The following is an 18,781-nucleotide window of genomic DNA, read 5'->3' on the forward strand; positions in this document are numbered from 1 at the left end:
AGTTGGTCGAACAAGGTTTGGCCGGGCCCTCCGGCGCGGTACGCGGAGCTCCGCACACAAGGAGAAGCGTCCCGTGCGCCGCCGCCCCAAGATGGGCGTCGTGGCGAATGACGTGACTGTGACCGATCCGGACCGGGGGCTCCTGCCGGCCTCCGGATCTGCGGCGTTGCACCGCTACGCGGCCTACCACGTGAGCGGCGGACTCGACCTGGACGCCCTGCGAACGGCCTGGCGGGCGGTGGCCGGGGACGGGGCTCTCGTGGACGGACCGGCCGCCGGCGAGGAGTGCGGGGACGAGGAACTCTGCGCCCGCTGGGCGGCCCGTCCCTTCGCCGAAGGTGACGCCCCCGCACGGCTCCACATCGCCCGCAGCGGTCCGCGCGCACACCTGCTTCTCCTGGTGGCCTCCCACTCCGGAGCCTGGGAAGGACCGTCCGGGGCCCTGCCGGCCGATCTTTCCGACGCGTACCGCACCGTCACCACCGGAGGACGGCCCCCCGCTCGGCCTCCTCTGCGGGCGCCCCGTGCACCTGGGCGCGAGGACCCCCCGGCGACCGCCTCCGGGCCGGTCCTGCCCGCCGACCGGAACCGTCCGCACCTGCCCCCGCACGCGGGAAGCACCGTCGCCTTCGACTGGAGTCCGGACCTCGGCTTCCGTACGGCCCGGCTCGCCGAAGCGGAACGGGTCACCCCCGCGGCCGTGGTGCTGGCCGGATTCCAGGCCCTGGTCCACCGCTATGCCGGACAGGACGACGGGACGCTGACCACCGCCTTCCGGGAGCTGCTGCGCACGACGCCGGACCCGGCGTCGGGGCCGTGCCGGATCGAGGGGGCCGACGCCGTGTTCGTCCACGAGGGCCGACAGGGCCTGCGGATACCGGGCGCCGAGGTTCGGCGGCTTTCCGTGCACAACGGCACGGCCGCCGCCGACCTGACCCTGGTGCTGCAGGACACCGCGCCCTGTGTCACCGGTTTCCTGGAGTACCGCGACGCCCTGTTCGAGCCAGCATCGGCCCGTCGGTTGCTGGAGCAACTGGCCGCCCTCCTGAGCGCCGCGACCGCTGATCCGGACACGTCCGTGGGCGGGCTGCCGCTGGAGGACGACCGCCACCGGGACCGTGCCCTGCGCGCTTCTGACCGCCGGGTGCCCGACAGACACGTGACGCGGCCGGTGCACGTCTCAGTACGCCACCACGCCGAACACGACGGTGTCGCCGTCTCGTTCGGCGACGTGCGGACGGGCTACGCCGAACTGGCCTCGGACGCGGCCCGGGTCGCCTCGGCCCTCCTCGCGTCCGGCGCGGGGCACGGCTCGCCGGTGGCGGTGCGGATGCAGCCGGGTGCCCACCGGATCGCGGTGCTGCTGGGAGTCCTGGAAGCGGGCGCCCACCTGGCATGGTTCGCCCCGGGCGGCGGGGGCGAACGACACCGGTCGATGCTCCGCGATCTGCGCCCGGCGTGCATGGTGCTCGACGGCGGTCCGCAGGAGGACCCGTTGGCGCTCTGGTACGCCGGTGAACCGGGCGCCCGCCTGCTGGACGTCTCCCGGGTGCTCGGCCCGCCCTCCGCCACTGCCGGCGCCACTGCCACTGCCGGGGCCCGGCCGAGCCCGGCGGACCTGGCCTACGTGGCGTTCACATCCGGCTCGACGGGGCGGCCCAAGGGGATCCTCCAGTCGCACGCCGCGCTGACCCAGTTCGCGGGCTGGATGGGCGAACGGTTCGCGATGGGGCCGGGCGCGCGGGTGGCACAGTGGGTCTCCCCGGAACACGACCCGGCGCTGGCCGAGGTCTTCGCGACGCTCCTGGCCGGCGGGACGCTGTGTCCGGTGCCGGAGCGCGTCAGGGTGAACCCCGACAAGCTGGTGCCGTGGCTCGTCCAGGAGGGGATCACCCATCTCCAGACCGTGCCCAGCTTCGCCCGGGACCTCCTGGGAGTGATCACCGGCTCCGATCCCGCCCGGCGGCCCGACAACCTGAGCCACCTGCTCCTGATGGGGGAGGCGCTGCCCGGCGAACTCGTGGACGGACTGCGCGCGGCCCTGCCCCGAACCCGCCTGATCAATCTCTACGGGCCCACCGAGACGATCGCCGCGACCTGGCACGAGATCACCGGGCCGGTCACGGGCCCGGTCCCGATCGGGCACCCCCTCCCCGGCCGCCAGGTACTCGTCGTTGACGAGCACGACCGGCCGAGCCCCGCCGGCGTCACCGGCGAACTGGTGGTCCGCTCTCCGTACGTGACACCGGGGTACCTCGCCGTCGAGGGCGGCCCGGACCACAGCGCGCTGTTCGCGCCCCTCGCCGGCTTCGCCCCCGACGGTGACCGGTGGTACCGGACCGGAGATCTTGCGCGGACGCGGTTCGACGGCGCCCTGGAATTCCGGGGCCGCAGGGACTTCCAGGTCAAACTGTTCGGGAACCGCGTGGAACTCACCGAGATCGAGGCCGCGCTGAACCGTGACCCCTCGGTCCTGGAGTGCGCGGTCCTCCCCCACGTCAACGCCCAGGGCCTGGTGACCCGCCTCGCCGTGTACGTGGTGCCACGAAAGGGCGGCCAGGGGGACGTGCGTGCGGACGTCCGGGCCTGGCGTTCCCATCTGCGCGGCCAGTTCGGCCCCCTCGCGCTGCCCGCCGTCTTCACCCGCCTGACCTCACGCCTGCCGCGCAACGCTGCGGGGAAGGTGGACCGCTCCCGGCTCACCCACTGAGCCGCGCCCCACGACCCCATCCCCTGACCTGTCGTACACCGGCCTCGGCCGCTACCCATGGAGTGATGGCATTGACTCAAGTCGAGACCGAGATCGTCCCGGTTTCCATCGACGGCGAGACCCTGACCGTCGAAGCCGTACGCCGCGTCGCGGAGGAACGCGCGGCGGTCGACGTACCGGCCGAATCCATCGCGAAGGCCCGGAAGAGCCGGGAGATCTTCGAGGGGATCGCCGAACAGAACATCCCCATCTACGGGGTGACCACCGGGTACGGCGAGATGATCTACATGCAGGTCGACAAGTCGAGGGAAGTTGAGCTGCAGACCAATCTCGTCCGTAGCCACAGCGCGGGAGTCGGTCCGCTGTTCGCCGAGGACGAGGCGCGGGCGATCGTCGCCGCCCGGCTGAACACCCTGGCCAAGGGCTACTCCGCAGTGCGCCCCATCATCCTCGAACGCCTCGCGCAGTACCTGAACGAGGGCATCACCCCGGCCATACCCGAGATCGGGTCGCTGGGGGCGAGCGGCGACCTGGCCCCCCTCTCCCACGTCGCGAGCACCCTCATCGGAGAGGGCTACGTCCTGCGCGACGGACGGCCGGTGGAGACCGCCCAGGTGCTGGCCGAGCGCGGCATCGAGCCGCTCGAACTGCGCTTCAAGGAGGGCCTCGCACTGATCAACGGCACCTCCGGCATGACCGGTCTGGGCTCCCTGGTCGTCGGACGCGCCCTGGAACAGGCCCAGCAGGCCGAGATCGTCACGGCACTGCTCATCGAGGCGGTACGCGGATCGACCAGCCCCTTCCTCGCGGAGGGGCACGACATAGCCCGGCCGCACGAGGGCCAGATCGACACCGCGGCCAACATGCGGGCCCTGATGCGGGGCAGCCAACTGACGGTCGAGCACGCCGACCTGCGCCGTGAGCTGCAGAAGGACAAGGAGGCCGGCAAAGACGTCCAGCGCTCCGAGATCTACCTGCAGAAGGCCTACTCGCTGCGGGCCATCCCGCAGGTCGTCGGGGCCGTGCGCGACACCTTGTACCACGCGCGGCACAAGCTGCGCATCGAGCTCAACTCGGCCAACGACAACCCGCTCTTCTTCGAGGGCAAGGAGATCTTCCACGGGGCGAACTTCCACGGTCAGCCGATCGCGTTCGCGATGGACTTCGTGACCATCGCGCTCACCCAGCTCGGCGTCCTGGCCGAGCGACAGATCAACCGGGTCCTCAACCGGCACCTCAGCTACGGTCTCCCGGAGTTCCTCGTCTCCGGGGACCCGGGGCTGCACAGCGGATTCGCCGGCGCCCAGTACCCGGCCACAGCGCTGGTCGCCGAGAACCGGACGATCGGCCCGGCCAGCACCCAGAGCGTCCCGTCCAACGGGGACAACCAGGACGTGGTGAGCATGGGCCTGATCTCGGCCCGCAACGCCCGCCGGGTCCTGTCGAACAACAACAAGATCCTCGCGGTGGAGTACCTGGCCGCCGCCCAGGCGGTCGACATCTCCGGCCGGTTCGACGGCTTGAGCCCGGCGGCGAAGGCCACGTACGAAGCGGTGCGCGAGCTGGTTCCGACGCTGGGCGTCGACCGCTACATGGCCGACGACATCGAGCTGGTGGCCGACGCGCTGTCCCGCGGCGAGTTCCTCCGGGCAATCACCCGGGAGACGGACCTCAAGCTGCGCTGACCACGCCCGGTATCACATGGCTGAGGCGGTTCACCCGGTACCGGGTGAACCGCCTCAGCCATGTGATACCGGGCGCCGCGGGGAGACGGCGCCCGGCGCGTCTCACCCCGCCCCGGAGCCTTCGCTCCCCGCGGCCTCGGCCGTCCGGACGACCGCCGCGATGAAGGTCGGCAGATCCGGGTCGTCGAAGAGGACGCCGATGTCGACCCAGATGTCCAGCTCCTCCTGGATACGCGTGGCGATGCGCACGGCCGAGACCGACTGCCCCCCGAGCTCGATGAATGTCGCGCCTTCCTCACCGGACGTGCCGAGAACACCCGTCCAGATCCGGGTGACCTTCTCCTCCAGGGAGGATCCGGCCGTTGTGTCGGAAACGGTGGACACTGGCTTTCCTTTCTTCGGGCGGGTTCGCCGCCGCCGCAGCTGTGTCAGGAGGTGAAGGGGGCGTCCGGCCGGGCCACCGACTTCTCCAACAGGTCGAGGTAGTCGGCCAGGAAAGCCGCCATCGTCTCGTCCTTGAAGCGGTTGGTGTTGTACCCGAGGCTGCCGGCCATGGAGCCCGAGGGGTCGATGTGGATGGACCACAGCACCCCGTCGGGGATATCGGATCCCTCCGACTGCGACAGCTGCCGCTCCCAGATCTTCGAGTACGTCAGGTCCCCGGCCTGCTCGGGCCCGTCGGCCGCGGGCGCGTGCACCGCCTGGAAGACCGAGATCTGGTGGTTGTCGGAGGCCGCCGACGCCATCAGCTCCGGCACTTCCGGGATCAGCCGGGAGAACGGCAGCTCGTGGGTGAACGCCTCTCCGCAGGTGGCGCGGGTGCGCAGCACGACGTCGCGGAAGGAAGCGCACCCGGAGAGGTCGGTACGCAGCGGCAGGAAGTTGATGAAGGACCCCACGGTGTCCTCGAACCGCGAGTTGTTACGCCCCCCGGAGAAGGTCGGCACGGTGATGTCCAGCTCACCCGTCCTGCGGTGCAGCAGCACCTGGTAGGCGGCGAACATGGTCATGAACGGGGAGCACTTGGCCGCCCGTGAGAACTCCACCACGGCGTCGGCCAGCTCCCCGCGTACGGCGAAGCGCTGCCACGCGGTGCCCTTGGGCAGCCCCGCCGAGCGCGGCATGTCCGTCTCGAGCCCGATGATCCGCGCGCCTTGGAGGCGCTCGCGCCAGAATTCCTTCGAGACCGCGACCCGCGGCGCCTCGGCCGCCTCGCGCTCCCAGCGGGCGAACTCCGCGTGCTGGGTCGGCTCGGGCAGCGGGGGGACCGGGTTGCCGCGCCTCGCGGCGTACAGGTTGAGCAGGTCGCGGGCGATGACGTGCATCGCCCAGGCATCCGCCGCCGTGTGGTGGGCGATGAGGACCAGCACCGAATCCTTCTGGTCGAAGCGTCCGAGCACGGCGCGCAGCAGGGGCAGCTCCCGCACGCTCAAGCCGGTCGACTCCACCTCGTTGAGCAGTTCCTCACCGCGCCGCACCCGCTCCGACTCGTCGACGCCGCCGAGGTCGCGCACCTCCAGCGCGGCGGGCCCCGCGGGCAGGATCTCCGGACGGTGCGTGCCGCCCTCGCGAACCAGCGAGGTACGCAGGGCCTCGTGACGCACGACGACGTCGCCCAGCGCCTCGCGCAAGGTCTCCTCGTCGATCCCACCGGTCAGCCGCCAGGCTCCGACGATGTGGTACATGGGGCCGAACGGGCCCACATCGGCACCGTCGTTCCCCCTGTCGAACATGCACAGGAACTCCTGGTGGAAGGAGAGCGGCGGCGCCGTACCGTCCTGGGACCGGTCGGTGGTGTCGGACGTCGTCATGGTGTCAACCTCTCATCGGGAACGTCGCCGGCGCTCGGTGCCGGACGGAGTGCGGAACAGCGGACGGTCACCCGACGGGGCGGGCGACGGCGGGTTCCGGCACCGGGCCGCCTTCCGGGGCCGGCCTGGCACGGAACAGCCGTCGCTCCCACAGGGTGGCCGGCCAGGCCAGCAGGACCGCGGCCATCACGGCGGCGATGAACCAACCCGAGGCGCCCCGTTCGTCGGAGTAGGCGGCCAGCAGCGGCCCCGCCCCGCCGAGAAGCGCGGTGGTCGAGGCGTGCGGCAGTCCGATGCCCAGGCCGCGAATCTGCGGAGGAAAGATTCTGGAGAGCATCTTGGGCAGCACCATGGTGACGCAGCCGAGGAAGATCACTCCGGTGCTGTACGTGAACGCCAGGCTCGCGAAGGAGTCCTGGACGGTGAGGTAGGCGTACGAGCCCACAGCGGCGAAGACGACGCTGGAGACAATCAGAAACCTGCCCGGTTCCACCCGGTCGGCGAGCAGCCCAATGGGTACCTGCAGCAGGATGACAGAGCCGGTCACGCAGACCACCACCCAGAACATCGTCTGCGAGCCGATCAGGCGGTGACCCATCGCCGGGACCGCGGTCGACCACGTTCCTCCGATGACCCCCAGGCCGGCCACGAACATCACGGCCAGCAGCACCTGACGGCGGTGAGCACCTATCAGCTGGCTCAGTGAGCCGCGCCGGGCCCGGGGGCGCACCTCGCGGCGGAAGACCTCGGTCTCGGAGAGCCGACGGCGCAGGAACAGCAGGATCACGCCGAAGACACCGCCGAGGAGGAACGGCACCCGCCAGCCCCATGCCTCCATCGTCGCCGTGCCCAGCCACACTCCGAGGCCCGCGCCCAGCAGCGAGGCGACGAAGGGGCCCGCCATGGTCGTCACGGAGAAGAGGCTGCTGTAGAGGCACCGGCGGTTCTTCGGCGCGATCTCCATCAGGTAGGTGGCCGCCGCTGTCCATTCCCCGCCCGAGGAGACTCCCTGGGCGAGCCGGGCGAGCAGCAGAAGCAGCGGGGCGATGACCCCGATGTGCTCGTAGGTGGGGACGACGGCGATCAGGGTCGAGCCGCCGGTCATCAATCCGATCGCCAGCATCAGGGCGGGCCGGCGGCCGCGCCGGTCGGCGAGGCGGCCCAGCAGGATCCCGCCGATCGGCCGGAACAGCATGCCCGTCCCGAAGACCGCGAACGCGCCGAGCAAGGAGGTGAACTGGTTGGACGAGGGGAAGAACTGAGCCGCGAAGAGAGGAGCGAAGAGCCCGTAGGCGAGCCAGTCGAACGACTCCACGAAGTTGCCCACCACTGTCGCCACGACGGAGCGCCGGTGCGACTGACCTGACTGCACCGATCCATTGACAGCGGGCATCGAGCCTCCGTGCGTAAACGTGTGCGAAGTCCTTGACACCGCAGATAGTCGCACCGGGTCGCGGGCCTCAGCTTCTTCCAGAATGCGCGACTTGTTCTGGCCGTGAAGCGACTGGCGTGGGGCGCAACGCAGGAGATGCCCGATGACCGGGCCGCCTGCCAGCGTCGGGCTCGGGCAGGGCTGCGGGCCGTGCCGAAACCGCCATCCAACGGACGGGAACCGAGATATGACCAGCACCGACTCGACCACCTCCGCTCCCAACGCCGCCCTGGCCGCGGTAGCCGCTCTGCCCGCGCGCATCGTCGCCGCGTGGGCCGACCACGACGCCGACCGGTTCGCCGACGTCTTCGCCGAGGACGGGACGATGATCCTCCCCGGCCTCTACCGCAAGGGCCGCGAGAACATCCGCACCCACATGGCGGCCGCGTTCGCGGGCCCCTACAAGGGCACGCGTGTCATCGGCAGCCCCATCGACGCGCGCCTGCTCGGCGACGGGGTCGCCCTGCTGATCACCGAGGGCGGCATCCTGGCCCCGGGGGAGACCGAGGCGAGCGGCGACGGCGCCGTCCGGGCTTCCTGGCTGGCCGTCGAACAGGACGGGCAGTGGCGTCTGGCCGCTTACCAGAACAGCCCCCGCGGCAACGCCTGACCGGACCACCGTCCCTTTTCGCGACACGAAGCACTGAGCATTCCTGAAGATGCGAAACACACCTGAGGGCACGACAATGTCCGGAAGGTCTGGGCACGCCGCCGTGCAGCGGCGGCGTGCCCTCCGGACCCCTCAATTCCGGCAGGACCGATTACTTTTCCGCCGGACGCCGGTCTGCACTGTCGGCAGCACGCCCCACAATGTGATCTGAGGGAAGCTATGTCTTCAACCCGTGAGAAAGCAGCCAAGGTGGAATCAACGACGGTATCGGCCGACGGCACCACGATCGCCTTCGACAAGTCGGGCGAGGGGCCGGCGGTGATCCTGGTGGCCTCCGCCTTGGCCGACCGCTCCGACGCAAAGAGGCTCGCCGGTCTCCTCGCCGAGCACTTCACGGTCGTCAACTACGACCGCCGGGGCCGCGGGGCCAGCAGCGACGGCTCGGCGTACGCGGTCGAGCGCGAGATCGAGGACATCGCGGCACTGATCGACCACGTCGGCGGTTCGGCCTCCCTGTTCGGCAGCTCGTCCGGCGCGGTGCTCGCCCTGCGAGCCGCCGCCGCCGGCCTCAAGGTGAACAAGCTCGCGGTCTACGAGCCGCCGTTCTCCGTCACCTCGGACGGCTTCGGCCCGCCCGCCGGCTTCGGCAGTCAGATCGACACCCTTCTGGCGGAGGACCGACGCAGCGACGCGGTCAAGGCCTTCATGGTCAAGGCGCAGGGCATGCCCTCCTTCATGGTCGGCGCCATGCGCCTGATGCCCGGTGTCTGGTCCAATCTCAAGGGTCTGGCCAACACACTTCCCTACGACATCGCGGTGATGGGCGACACCCAGCAGGGCAAGCCGCTCCCCGCCGAGCCGTGGTCGGCGGCGTCGGCCCCGACCCTGGTGCTGACCGGTTCCAAGAGCCCCGACGGATTCCAGCGTGCCGCGAAGGAACTCACCGGGGTACTCCCCGATGCGAGCCACCGCACCCTGAACGGGCTCAACCACGGCGCCGTCGCCATGGCGCCCAAGAAGCTCGCCCCCGAGCTCATCGAGTTCCTGCGCGGCTGAGCCTGCTCTCCCTACGTACTGCGGCCCCCGGACATCGCGTCCGGGGGCCGCAGTACGTAGGGAAAGCTACCGCCCTCCGAGAAGGTCGCGGGAGGCGGAACGCATCTCCTGAAACGACTCCAGGTCGGGAGCGGTCCAACCGTCCAGGTCGTACTCATCCATGCAAGCCTGGGCGAAGTCCTTGTAGGAGTCCAGTCTGCCGCTCGCCGTCTGCGACAGCAGCAATTCGATCCGGGTGTTCTCGTGGTTTCCGGAGTAGTTCCGCTCGTAGAGTTCGTGCCGGCCGCCGAAGTCGGATCCCACCGCGTCCCACAGCAGCTTCATCACCTTGACTCGCTCGACGGCGCCGGCGCCGTTGCTGCCCCGGAGATACTTCTCCAAGTAGGGGCCGGTCTCGGGGTTGCGGAAGTCCTCCGTGGAGGAGTTGACGTACATCAGCCCGCTGGCCACGTCCTGCTGGATGATCTCCAGAACCCGCGGGTAGCCGATCTGCATGAACCAGCGGTAGGCCATGCCCGCCTGGGGGTTGGGCAGGAGCGTGCCGTTCTTCCAGGGGACGGGGTTGCGGGCCGCCGCGTCCGACAGCGACCAGAAGAGGTTGCGCCAGGCCAGGACCTCTCCCAGGCGGGTCTGCACGCCGCGGAAGTCCTTCGCCCCGGTGATATCCAGCGCCTTGGCCAGCAGCCCGGCGATGAACTCCAGCTTCACGGCGAGCCGGGTGCATCCGTGGAAGGTGGCGCGCTCGATCATCCCGGACTGCCCGGCGAGGAGGTGCACCTTGCCCAGGTTGCCGTAGACGAACACGTTCTCCCAGGGGATCAGCACCTGGTCGAGCACGAGGATGGCATCGTTCTCGTCCAGCCGTGAGGACAGCGGATTGTCGAACGGGCTGCCCGTCGTCGCCGCGCCCGCGGAGTAGGAGGGACGGCAGATCACCTTGAGGCCGTCCGCGTCCATCGGCACGGTGGCCACCAGGGCGAACTTCCGGTCCTTGATGGGGAGCCCCCAGTGCGAGATGAACGCCGCGTGCGTGAGGGCCGATCCGGTCGCGACGACCTTGGCCCCGCTCACCACCAGGCCCGCGTCGGTCTCCCGCTCGACGTGGATGAAGACGTCGCCCACCTCGTCGGCCGGCAGTGACCGGTCCACCGGCGGGTGAAGGAAGGCGTGGTTCCAGTACAGCACCTTCTCCTGCGACTCCCGGTACCAGCGCCGGGCGTTGTCCGCGAAGGGCTCGTAGAAGTCGGCGTTGGCCCCCAGCGTGCCGAGGAACGATGCCTTGTAGTCGGGGCTGCGCCCCATCCAGCCATAACTCTTGCGTGCCCAGGAGGCTATGGCAGCCTGGTCCTTGACCAGGTCGTCGACGCTGCGCGGTGCGGTGAAGAAGCGGTGGGTGAACCCGTCACCGGCGTCGGTGCGCGCCGTCAGGACCGCCTTCTGGTCGGGGTCGTGAAGGCTGTCGTACAGCCGGGCCGTCATCCGGGCCGGGTTGTGGAACGCGGGATGCGCGGTGACGTCCTTGACGCGGCTGCCGTCGAGGTACACCTCCCGCGCGTCCCGCAGACTCTCCAGGTACTCCTCGCCGGTCAGCGGCCGGGTACCGGGACTCTCCTCGGCCGGGCTCGCCTCGCGCTCTGCACCGTGGGACACCGGTCTCCCTTTCGTCTGACCCGGCGGACCGGGGGGTGGGTTCAGGCCACGAGACTGTCGTCGTGCCCCCGGTAGTAGTCGAACTCCACAGCCTGTCCGTCCAGGGCGATGCGAAGTTCCGCACGGGCTGCCCTGACCGCGGCGAGCACGGCCGGGACCGTGCAGCTCCGCTCCAGCAGGCCCAGGCTCCGGTAGTTCTCCAGGAGCTGCTCCACCTGCTCAGGCTTGAGGGGCGAGTTCGCGCTCGTCATGAAGTCGTGCCGCCTTCCACTTCGATCGGGGGAGGCTGCCCGCAGGGGTCAGCTCCACCTGGGGCCGTATGCCTATCTCGCGCTTGAACTCCTCGGTGATGCGGCCGCACAGTCTCTCGGCTGCCTCGCCCGAGATGTCTCCCGCCTCGACTTTGACGTGGATCGTGTCGAGTCCGCGGACGGTCCTGATGGACGAGTGGAACTCGTTCACCTCGTCGAAGCCGCGCAGCACGTCCTCGATCATCACCGGGGTGATCGAGACCCCGCGTATCTTGCGCATGTCGTCCACGCGCCGCAGGATGCCACCGTCGTAGAAATCCCACGTCCGGCCGCAGCCGCACTCGGTGTAGGGCCGCTTGATCACGACGTCCTCGGTCCAGTGCCGGAAGAGCTGCATCCCCTCACGGTTCAGCCCGGTGGTGACTCGGACGCCTTCCTCGCCGTAGCCGACGGGCTGCTCCGTCACCGGGTCGAGCACCTCCTCGATGCATGAAGGCTCGATGATGTGGCAGGCCTCGCGCCGGGCGGTGCACTCGAACATGAACACCCCCCCGAACTCGGTGGTGCCCGCGGCGTTGAAGACCCGGGCGCCGAAAGCCTCCTCGATGGTGCGGGTGGTGAACGCTGAGCGCGGCTCCGCCCCGGCCAGGATGATCTGGACGTTCGCCTCGCGGGCGAGGTCGATGCCCATCTCGCTGGCCGTCTCGATCAGCCGCATCGCATAGCTCGGTGTGAGGCCGAGCACCTCGATCTGGTAGTCGACCAGCAGCCGTACCCGGGAGCGGGAGTCGAGACCGCCGGCCGGGATGACCGTGGCGCCCATGCGCTCGAGGCCGTAGTGCATGCCCCAGAAACCGGCGAACAGCCCGTAGCCGAACGCCACCAGGCCCTTGTGGTGCGGGCGCACGCCCATGCTGTGCAGCGCCGTGCAGAACGTGTCCACACACCAGGCCCAGTCGCGTTCGGTGTCGAACGTCCGGATGGGGGGGTTGCCGCTGGTGCCGCTGGTCTGGTGGTGGCGCACTCCGAGCGCCGGATCCAGTGAGGGCCAGGTGCCGTAAGGGGGGGACGTGGCTTCCGCGGCAAGGAGATCGGCCTTGCGCAGGAGGGGCACCCGCGCCGCGTAGTCCTCCATGGAGGTGATGTGCTCGGGGAGGCGTTCTCGCCAGAAGGGGGAGAGCCTTCTGGCGTGATCCATGGCGGCCTGGAGCCTGCGCCACTTCCACTGTTCTAGTTCCTGGCGGGGCATGGTCTCCGCCGTGCTGTTCCAGTACTCCACTACGCCTCCGTTGCCGTGCATGTGCACCCCGGAAGGTGATCCTCATACCTCGACGGCGGCTGTTGCATCTCCGGAAGTGCGCTCATGTGGCCGGTTGGGCGTCGTTCTCGGCCGACTCCTCGCCGTGCCCGTGGTCCATCGCGGAGATGTCCCGCAGCCGGGTGCCGATGAGGACGGCCAGCGCGAGGGAGAAGACGGCGCAGACGGCTGCGACGGACTGCACGCCGCTGGTGAAGGCCGTGCGCGCGGAGTCCAGCAGGGCGTCGGCGCTGTCCGGTGCGAGCTGTCCGGCCGCGTGCAGGGCCCCGGCGATGCTCTCCTGCGCGGCGGGCCCGGCCTCGTCCGGCACCTCGACCCGGGCGCTGTAGACGACGGTGCCCAGACTGCCCAGGCCCGCGATGCCGAGCGCGACTCCGAACTCGCCGCCGGTGGCGGACAGAGACGAGGCGGCGCCCGCCTTCTCCGGAGGAGCGGCTCCCATGATCGCGTCCGTGGTGATCGGCCCCACCGGGGAGGCGCCGAAGTAGATCAGGGTGGTGGCCGTGATGAGGAGGACGGTGTCGTCGCTGTCGACCTGGGTGATCAGGAGCTGCCCGACGGCCGCGATCAGCAGGCCGCCCAGCAGCACCCGGGAAGGGGGCATCCGCTGGGACAGCAGGTTCGACAGCTGCACGCCCACGAGGAGCACGCAGGCGGGGATCAGCAGCCACAGCCCGGCCGCCAGCGGGGAGTGACCGGCGATCGTCTGGAGGTACAGGGCGACCATGAGCCCGGTTCCGCCCATGATGACGGCGTTGACCAGACTGACCGTCAGCCCCGCACGCAGGGTGCGGTCGGCGAAGAGGCCGAGGTCCAGCATGGGGTCGGCCAGCCGCCGCTGGCGCTGGACGAACAGCGCGCCGAAGATCACGCCGAGCACCACCGCGCCGGCTGCGAGCGGTTCCCACCCGCTCCGGGCGAGCTCCTTCAGACCGTAGATCACCGGCAGCACGGTCGCGAGGGAGAGCACCGCGCTCAGCAGGTCCAGCCGTCCGGCGTCCGGGTCGCGGGACTCGGTCAGCAGCACGGGGCCGGTGACCACCACCAGCAGCATTACCGGCACGGCGATGAGGAACACCGATCCCCACCAGAAGGCGGCAAGGACCAGGCCGCCGACCGCGGGCCCGATGGCGACCCCGGCCATCATCGCGCTCGCCCACATGGCGATGGCGGTGCCCCGCTCCTTGGGGTCCTGGAACATGTTGCTGATGAGCGCGAGCGTCGAGGGCATCACCGTGGCCCCGGCGACGCCGAGCACGGCGCGGCTGACGACGAGCATCGCCGCGCTGTCGGAGAACGCGGCGACGGCGGACACGACCGCGAACACGGTCGCACCGGCGAGCAGCAGCCTGCGGCGGCCGATCCGGTCGCCGAGGGTGCCCATGGTCACCAGGAAACCGGCGATCGCGAATCCGTAGACGTCGGTGATCCACAGCTGTTGCGTACTGCTCGCGCCGAGGTCCTCGCTCAATTGCGGCAAGGCCAGCATGAGGACGTTGATGTCCAGCATCAACAGCATCGTGGGCAGGGAGAGGACGGCGAGAGCGATCCACTCCCGCCGTCCGGCGCGGGGTGTCGGCTCCTTGACGGCTGTCACGGAGGTGGCTCCTTTCCTGGGGGTGTGCCGAGCGGTGAGTGCCGTCAGCCGACGGCGTCCAGGAGGCCGGCCGCATCCTTCAGCGGCTGCCACCACGAGCGGTTCTCGTGGTACCACTTCACCGTCGCGGCCAAGCCGTCCTCGAAGGCGACCAGGGGCTCGTAGCCCAGCTCCTGTTGGATCTTGGTGATGTCGAGCGAGTAGCGGCGGTCGTGCCCCTGCCGGTCGGCCACCCGGTCCACGCAGGACCAGCCGGCGCCGCACGCCGTGAGCAGCAGGCCGGTGAGCTCCTCGTTGGAGAGTTCCGTGCCGCCCCCGATGTGGTAGACCTCTCCGGCCCGCCCTGAGTTCATGACCATCTGGATCGCCCGGCAGTGGTCGGACACGTGCAGCCAGTCCCGGCGGTGGGCGCCGTCCCCGTACAGGGGCACCCGCATGCCGTCGAGGATGTTGGTGACGAAGAGCGGGATCACCTTCTCGGGGTACTGGAAGGGACCGTAGTTGTTGGTGCACCGGGTGACGACGACGTCCAGGCCCCGGGTGCGGTGCCAGGCCAGCGCCATCAGGTCCGAGCCCGCCTTCGACGCCGCATAGGGGACATTGGGGGCGAGCGGGGTGTCCTCGGTCCAGGAACCGGAGGCGATCGAACCGTAGACCTCGTCGGTCGACACGTGGACGAACCGGCCGACCCCGTGCCGCAGAGCCGCCTCCAGCAGCGTCTGGGTGCCGAGCACGTTGGTCGTGACGAACCGGGTGGCGGTGTCGATCGAACGGTCCACGTGCGACTCCGCCGCGAAATGAACGATGACGTCGTGGCCGGCCACCACCTCGTCGACCACGCGCGGGTCGACCGTGTCGCCCTGGACGAAGGTGTACCGCGGATGGGCCGCGACGGGGGTGAGGTTGGCCGGGTTGCCGGAGTACGTCAGCTTGTCCAGGACTGTCACCCGGGCGTCCTCGGAACCCGGCAGCTCGCCCCGCAAGGTGGCACGTACGAACTGCGAGCCGATGAAACCGGCCCCGCCCGTCACCAGTATCCTCATCGGTCCGCCTCCTCGTCACGGCGATGACGCTTCGTCAGTTCTACCAGGAGCGGCACGAGTTCGACTGGGCTAGGGGCAGAATTCCGGTCTTCCCGGATTCTCCGCGCGCCTTCACGGAAGGACGGTTCGGTGAGCACCCTGCGTAGTTGTTCGCGGATCTGTCCGGCGGACTGCTTCTGGTGGTCGATGCGCACCCCCGCCCCGTAGTCGGTCACGACGCGCGAGGTGAGCGTCGCGGTGAGCTGTTTCTGACAGGTGAAGTCCCACGCGATACCGCCGGGGGTGTCCTCGCCGAAGAGCAGGAGGGGCTCGTCGGTGTCGCAGACCACCTGGGGCAGCCCAGCCGCGCTCGCCGCGGCGAAGGTGCCCGTCGATCCGTGGTGGATGACGGCCGAGCAGGTCGGCAGCAACTGGTCGAGCGGTACGTAGTCGAGGGTGTGGACGTTGTCCGGCAACGGCCCGCTCTCCGCGAGTTGGTTGTCGTTGAGCGTGGCGATCACCTCGATGTCCAGCTCCGCGACCGCTTCCAGCAGTTTGGCGGTACGCCCCCAGTCCCCCTTGAGGAACGCCCGCGCCGATACCCCGAGCGACAGCGCCACCCGCGGCCGCGACGGCCGCGCGTACAACCACGTGGGCATGACGCTGGCACCGGTGTAGGGCACGTAGCGCACCGGGACGTTCGTGAGCCGGGTCGGCGGGTTCATGGGCGCCGGGAACGGATTGACCGTCCACTGCCCGAGCAGGAGATCGTCGTCGACCTCCACGCCGTACCGCTCGGCCAGCGGCCGCATTGTCTCGGCCAGGGGGTTGGCCACTGCCGGCGGCCCCACGGCGGCGAACCGCTCGGTGACCCAGCCGGTGTAGTCGGGGGCGACGAGCACCCGCGCGTGCGCCGCGCCGGTGACCCGCGCCGCGACCGCGCCGGAGGGGAACCAGGCGTCCCACAGCACCAGATCGGGCTGCCAGACCCGGGCGAACTCGATCAGCTGGTCCACGTCCTGCCGCGGCCGCGGCGGGTGGTAGTCGCGGATCGCCAGCAAGGTGAAATGGTAGAAGACGTCCCAGGTGGGGCGCTCCGTCTCGCTGATCCCGAGCGCGCGCACGAAGCTCTCCGACTCCGCCGCGGTCGGCAGCATCGCCGCGTAGCCGGGGTCGTCCCGGTCGTGGACCGCCAGCGGCTGCGGCTGTCCGCAGGTCACCGACTTCAGGCCGGCCGCGGTGACGGCCTCGTGGAAGTCGGGGTCGGCCACACCGGTGGGGTAGCCCGGGGGCGCCACGACGCACACCTCGTGGCCCGCGCTCTGCAGAGCCCAGGCATAGGGCACCAGGGGCAGGAAGTGCGCCCGTGCCGGGAACACCGTGATCATCACCCGCATGTCGGCTCCAGCCTCCGGCAACCGCCCCGGACGGCCCGCGCGGTCATGCGGCCGCGCCCGAAGGAGCCGACGGCTTCGCCGAGGAGTTCCGCATGACCCGCAGGGCGAGGGACGGCCGCAACAGGGCCTGCGGGGGGTCCACTAGTCCAGCTACGCGGAAGAACGCCCCGGTGACCGCACCGTCGACGGCAGCCGCCGCGTGCAGGCGGGCCATGTAGGCGTTGGCCACCTTCACCTTCATGGTCCGGGGGCCCTCCACCCCGGGGAAGTTCAGATCCGCTCCGGCAGCGATGTCCCACGGGACGTCGATGACCGTGGAGATCCGCCGGAAGAAGCGCAGGGCGTCCGGGACCGGGGCGTCACGCAGGTGGTCCCGCAGCGCCACGGCCTCCAGCGCGGCGACCGTCATGCCCTGGCCGTAGACGGGATTGAAGCTGCACACACCGTCGCCCATGACGAGGAACCCGCCGGGGAAACGGCGCAGCCTTTCGTAACGGCGGCGGACGCTCGCGGGGAAGCGGAAGGTGACCGGTTCGTCCAGGGGTTCGGCTTCACGGACGGCCCGGTAGATCTCCGGCGCGGCAAGCGATTTGGCGAACGCCAGGAAGCCCTCGTCGTCGGTGGGCGGGTGGTCGCCGAGGATTCCGGTGAGGGAGAGCTGGGAGCTGCCGTCGGCGAGCCGGGGGAAGAACGCGCCGCGCGGGTTGCTCGGCGATGCCACCGGGTTGATCGACAGGTCCGTGCCGTACGGGTCTTCCTTGAGCTTGAAGTGGCGCGTGGTGTAGGCCAGATCGATCTTGAAACGGTCCTCCGCGGGCCGCTCGTATCCGAACTCCTCCAGCCAGGCGGGAGTTCGCGAGCCGCGTCCCGTGACGTCGACGACGAGGTCGGCCTCCAGGCGTGCAGGGGTGTCCGTACCCGACTCGTCCACCACCTCGACACCGGTGACGCGGCTGCGGTCGGCCGAGGCGGTCAGACCGCGGATGACGCACCCGTCCATGATCGTCACCTGCGGCAGCGCGGCGACCCGCGCGCGCACGTGGGACTCCAGTTCGGGCCGCGTCGCCGAGACGCTGACCAGCCCGGTGTGGAAGGGCTGGAGCCGGCGGCCGTTGAAGTACCACCGCAGGTTCCCGGCGATGTCCCCGGCGGGGATTCCGGCGGAGGTGAGTTCGGTGTCGAGACCGGGGAAGAGCTCGTTGAGGATCTGCTGCCCCTTGGCCAGCAGCGCATGGGCGTGGCGTCCGTGCGGGACACCGCGGCGCTGCTCCATGCCACCCAACCGGTCCCGGTCGATCACCAGCACTTCCTGATATGTCTCGGACAGGACGCGCGCGGCGAGCAGCCCCGCCATCCCTGCGCCGAGGACTACCGCGCGGTCACGGGCGTGCTTGGTCATCTGCGGTCCGCCTCCGTTGGCTCCGATGGCTCCGATGGCTCCTGTGGGCCGTCGTCCGGGCAACCGGGCCTCGGACCGTTGCATCGTCACGTCGCGCGTCACCGACCTGCATCTCCCGGTGTGCTGAGCTGGAGCGGCCGGGAGCCGCACACCCCTGTCCGCCGTGCCGCCGCATCTAGACTGCGGCGTTCCTGCGGGCCCGGCGGACCGCTCGGCCGCCTCCCGCGAGTCGTCGAGAGAAGGGACGAGCGATGAAGCCGATCGGGATCTCGGGAGCATGGACGGACGAGAAGAAGATCTTCCGGGACGAACGGGGCTCGTTCCGCGAGTGGTTCCAGGGCGAGCCCTTCCGCCGCGCCGTCGGCCACCCCTTCGACCTGCGGCAGGCGAACTGCGCGATCTCCTCCCGCGGGGTGCTGCGCGGCATCCACTTCGCCGGAGGCGTACGCGGCCAGGCCAAGTACTTCAGCTGTCTGCGCGGCAGCGTGCTCGGCGCCGTGGTCGACATCCGGGTGGGGTCGCCTACGTTCGGCGATTGGCGGACCGTGGAACTCGACGAGGCCACCGGGCGGGCGCTGTACGTCTCCGCGGACCTGGGCTTCGGATTCCTCACGCTGAGCGACGAGGCGGTGATCGCCTACCTGTGCTCGGCGGCCTACGACCCCCGGCTCGAACATGGCTTGAATCCGCTGGATCCGGAGGTGGGTATCGACTGGCCGGCAGAGGTCACTCCGATCCTCTCGGAACGGGACTCCTCGGCCCCCGGTCTGGCCGAGGCGGGGCGGCTGGGGTGGCTGCCTTCCCACTCCGGCCGAAATAAGTCGTCCTGAGTACCGGAACAGC

General features: G+C 70.2%; 15 protein-coding genes. 5 read left to right on the forward strand and 10 right to left on the reverse strand.

Going from position 1 to position 18,781, the window contains the following annotated elements; translation table 11 throughout:
- Positions 1-73 precede the first annotated feature (73 nt).
- Both RNL97_RS00705 and cmdF read left to right on the forward strand, forming a co-directional pair.
- Positions 74-2,710, forward strand: coding sequence for an AMP-binding protein (locus RNL97_RS00705; RefSeq protein ID WP_313750223.1), 2,637 nt, complete (start codon positions 74-76; stop codon positions 2,708-2,710).
- A gap of 71 nt (positions 2,711-2,781) precedes the next feature.
- A complete protein-coding gene (gene cmdF / locus RNL97_RS00710; RefSeq protein WP_030592622.1) occupies positions 2,782-4,395 on the forward strand; it encodes a tyrosine 2,3-aminomutase in 1,614 nt (537 codons plus the stop codon).
- Between the two features lie 102 nt (positions 4,396-4,497).
- On the opposite strand, the gene RNL97_RS00715 is transcribed toward cmdF, so the two are convergent.
- From RNL97_RS00715 to RNL97_RS00725, 3 genes are all read right to left on the reverse strand, one after another.
- A complete protein-coding gene (locus RNL97_RS00715) occupies positions 4,498-4,779 on the reverse strand; it encodes a phosphopantetheine-binding protein (RefSeq protein ID WP_030592619.1) in 282 nt (93 codons plus the stop codon).
- 44 nt (positions 4,780-4,823) lie between these two features.
- Positions 4,824-6,206, reverse strand: coding sequence for a condensation domain-containing protein (locus RNL97_RS00720; protein ID WP_313750224.1), 1,383 nt, complete (start codon positions 6,204-6,206; stop codon positions 4,824-4,826).
- Positions 6,207-6,273: 67 nt separating this feature from the next.
- Positions 6,274-7,599 carry an MFS transporter gene (locus RNL97_RS00725; RefSeq protein ID WP_313750225.1) on the reverse strand — a complete coding sequence of 442 codons (1,326 nt, stop codon included), beginning with the start codon at positions 7,597-7,599 and terminating at the stop codon, positions 6,274-6,276.
- A 226-nt stretch (positions 7,600-7,825) separates the two neighbouring features.
- Between RNL97_RS00725 and RNL97_RS00730 the strand changes: the two genes are divergently transcribed.
- Positions 7,826-8,248 (forward strand): SgcJ/EcaC family oxidoreductase, encoded by a 423-nt coding sequence (locus tag RNL97_RS00730; RefSeq protein WP_030592609.1) that lies wholly within the window; start codon positions 7,826-7,828, stop codon positions 8,246-8,248.
- A gap of 219 nt (positions 8,249-8,467) precedes the next feature.
- Complete coding sequence (locus RNL97_RS00735; RefSeq protein WP_030592607.1) at positions 8,468-9,304, forward strand: alpha/beta fold hydrolase; 837 nt, start codon at positions 8,468-8,470, stop codon at positions 9,302-9,304.
- Positions 9,305-9,370: 66 nt separating this feature from the next.
- On the opposite strand, the gene RNL97_RS00740 is transcribed toward RNL97_RS00735, so the two are convergent.
- The 7 genes from RNL97_RS00740 to RNL97_RS00770 form a co-directional block, all read right to left on the reverse strand.
- Positions 9,371-10,954 (reverse strand): 4-hydroxyphenylacetate 3-hydroxylase family protein, encoded by a 1,584-nt coding sequence (locus RNL97_RS00740; protein ID WP_158709177.1) that lies wholly within the window; start codon positions 10,952-10,954, stop codon positions 9,371-9,373.
- Between the two features lie 41 nt (positions 10,955-10,995).
- Entirely contained in the window at positions 10,996-11,205 is a 210-nt protein-coding gene (locus RNL97_RS00745; RefSeq protein WP_030592601.1) for a DUF6052 family protein, read from the reverse strand.
- Positions 11,174-12,484 (reverse strand): phenylacetate--CoA ligase family protein, encoded by a 1,311-nt coding sequence (locus tag RNL97_RS00750; RefSeq protein ID WP_030592598.1) that lies wholly within the window; start codon positions 12,482-12,484, stop codon positions 11,174-11,176. Before RNL97_RS00750 ends, RNL97_RS00745 begins: the two co-directional genes overlap by 32 nt.
- Positions 12,485-12,566: 82 nt before the next feature.
- The gene (locus RNL97_RS00755) at positions 12,567-14,120 is read right to left on the reverse strand and encodes an MFS transporter (RefSeq protein ID WP_030592595.1); all 1,554 of its coding nucleotides are present in this window, start codon (positions 14,118-14,120) and stop codon (positions 12,567-12,569) included.
- Between the two features lie 44 nt (positions 14,121-14,164).
- Complete coding sequence (gene rfbB, locus RNL97_RS00760; RefSeq protein ID WP_030592593.1) at positions 14,165-15,163, reverse strand: dTDP-glucose 4,6-dehydratase; 999 nt, start codon at positions 15,161-15,163, stop codon at positions 14,165-14,167.
- Entirely contained in the window at positions 15,160-16,539 is a 1,380-nt protein-coding gene (locus tag RNL97_RS00765; protein WP_030592590.1) for a nucleotide disphospho-sugar-binding domain-containing protein, read from the reverse strand. The genes rfbB and RNL97_RS00765 overlap by 4 nt, the downstream gene beginning before the upstream one ends.
- A gap of 43 nt (positions 16,540-16,582) precedes the next feature.
- A complete protein-coding gene (locus RNL97_RS00770) occupies positions 16,583-17,938 on the reverse strand; it encodes an FAD-dependent oxidoreductase (protein WP_030592589.1) in 1,356 nt (451 codons plus the stop codon).
- A gap of 251 nt (positions 17,939-18,189) precedes the next feature.
- Between RNL97_RS00770 and RNL97_RS00775 the strand changes: the two genes are divergently transcribed.
- Positions 18,190-18,768, forward strand: a complete 579-nt coding sequence (locus tag RNL97_RS00775) for a dTDP-4-dehydrorhamnose 3,5-epimerase family protein (RefSeq protein ID WP_030592586.1) — start codon at positions 18,190-18,192, stop codon at positions 18,766-18,768.
- Positions 18,769-18,781 lie beyond the last annotated feature (13 nt).

This window comes from Streptomyces parvus (assembly GCF_032121415.1).
Classification (GTDB): Bacteria; Actinomycetota; Actinomycetes; order Streptomycetales; family Streptomycetaceae; genus Streptomyces; species Streptomyces globisporus_A.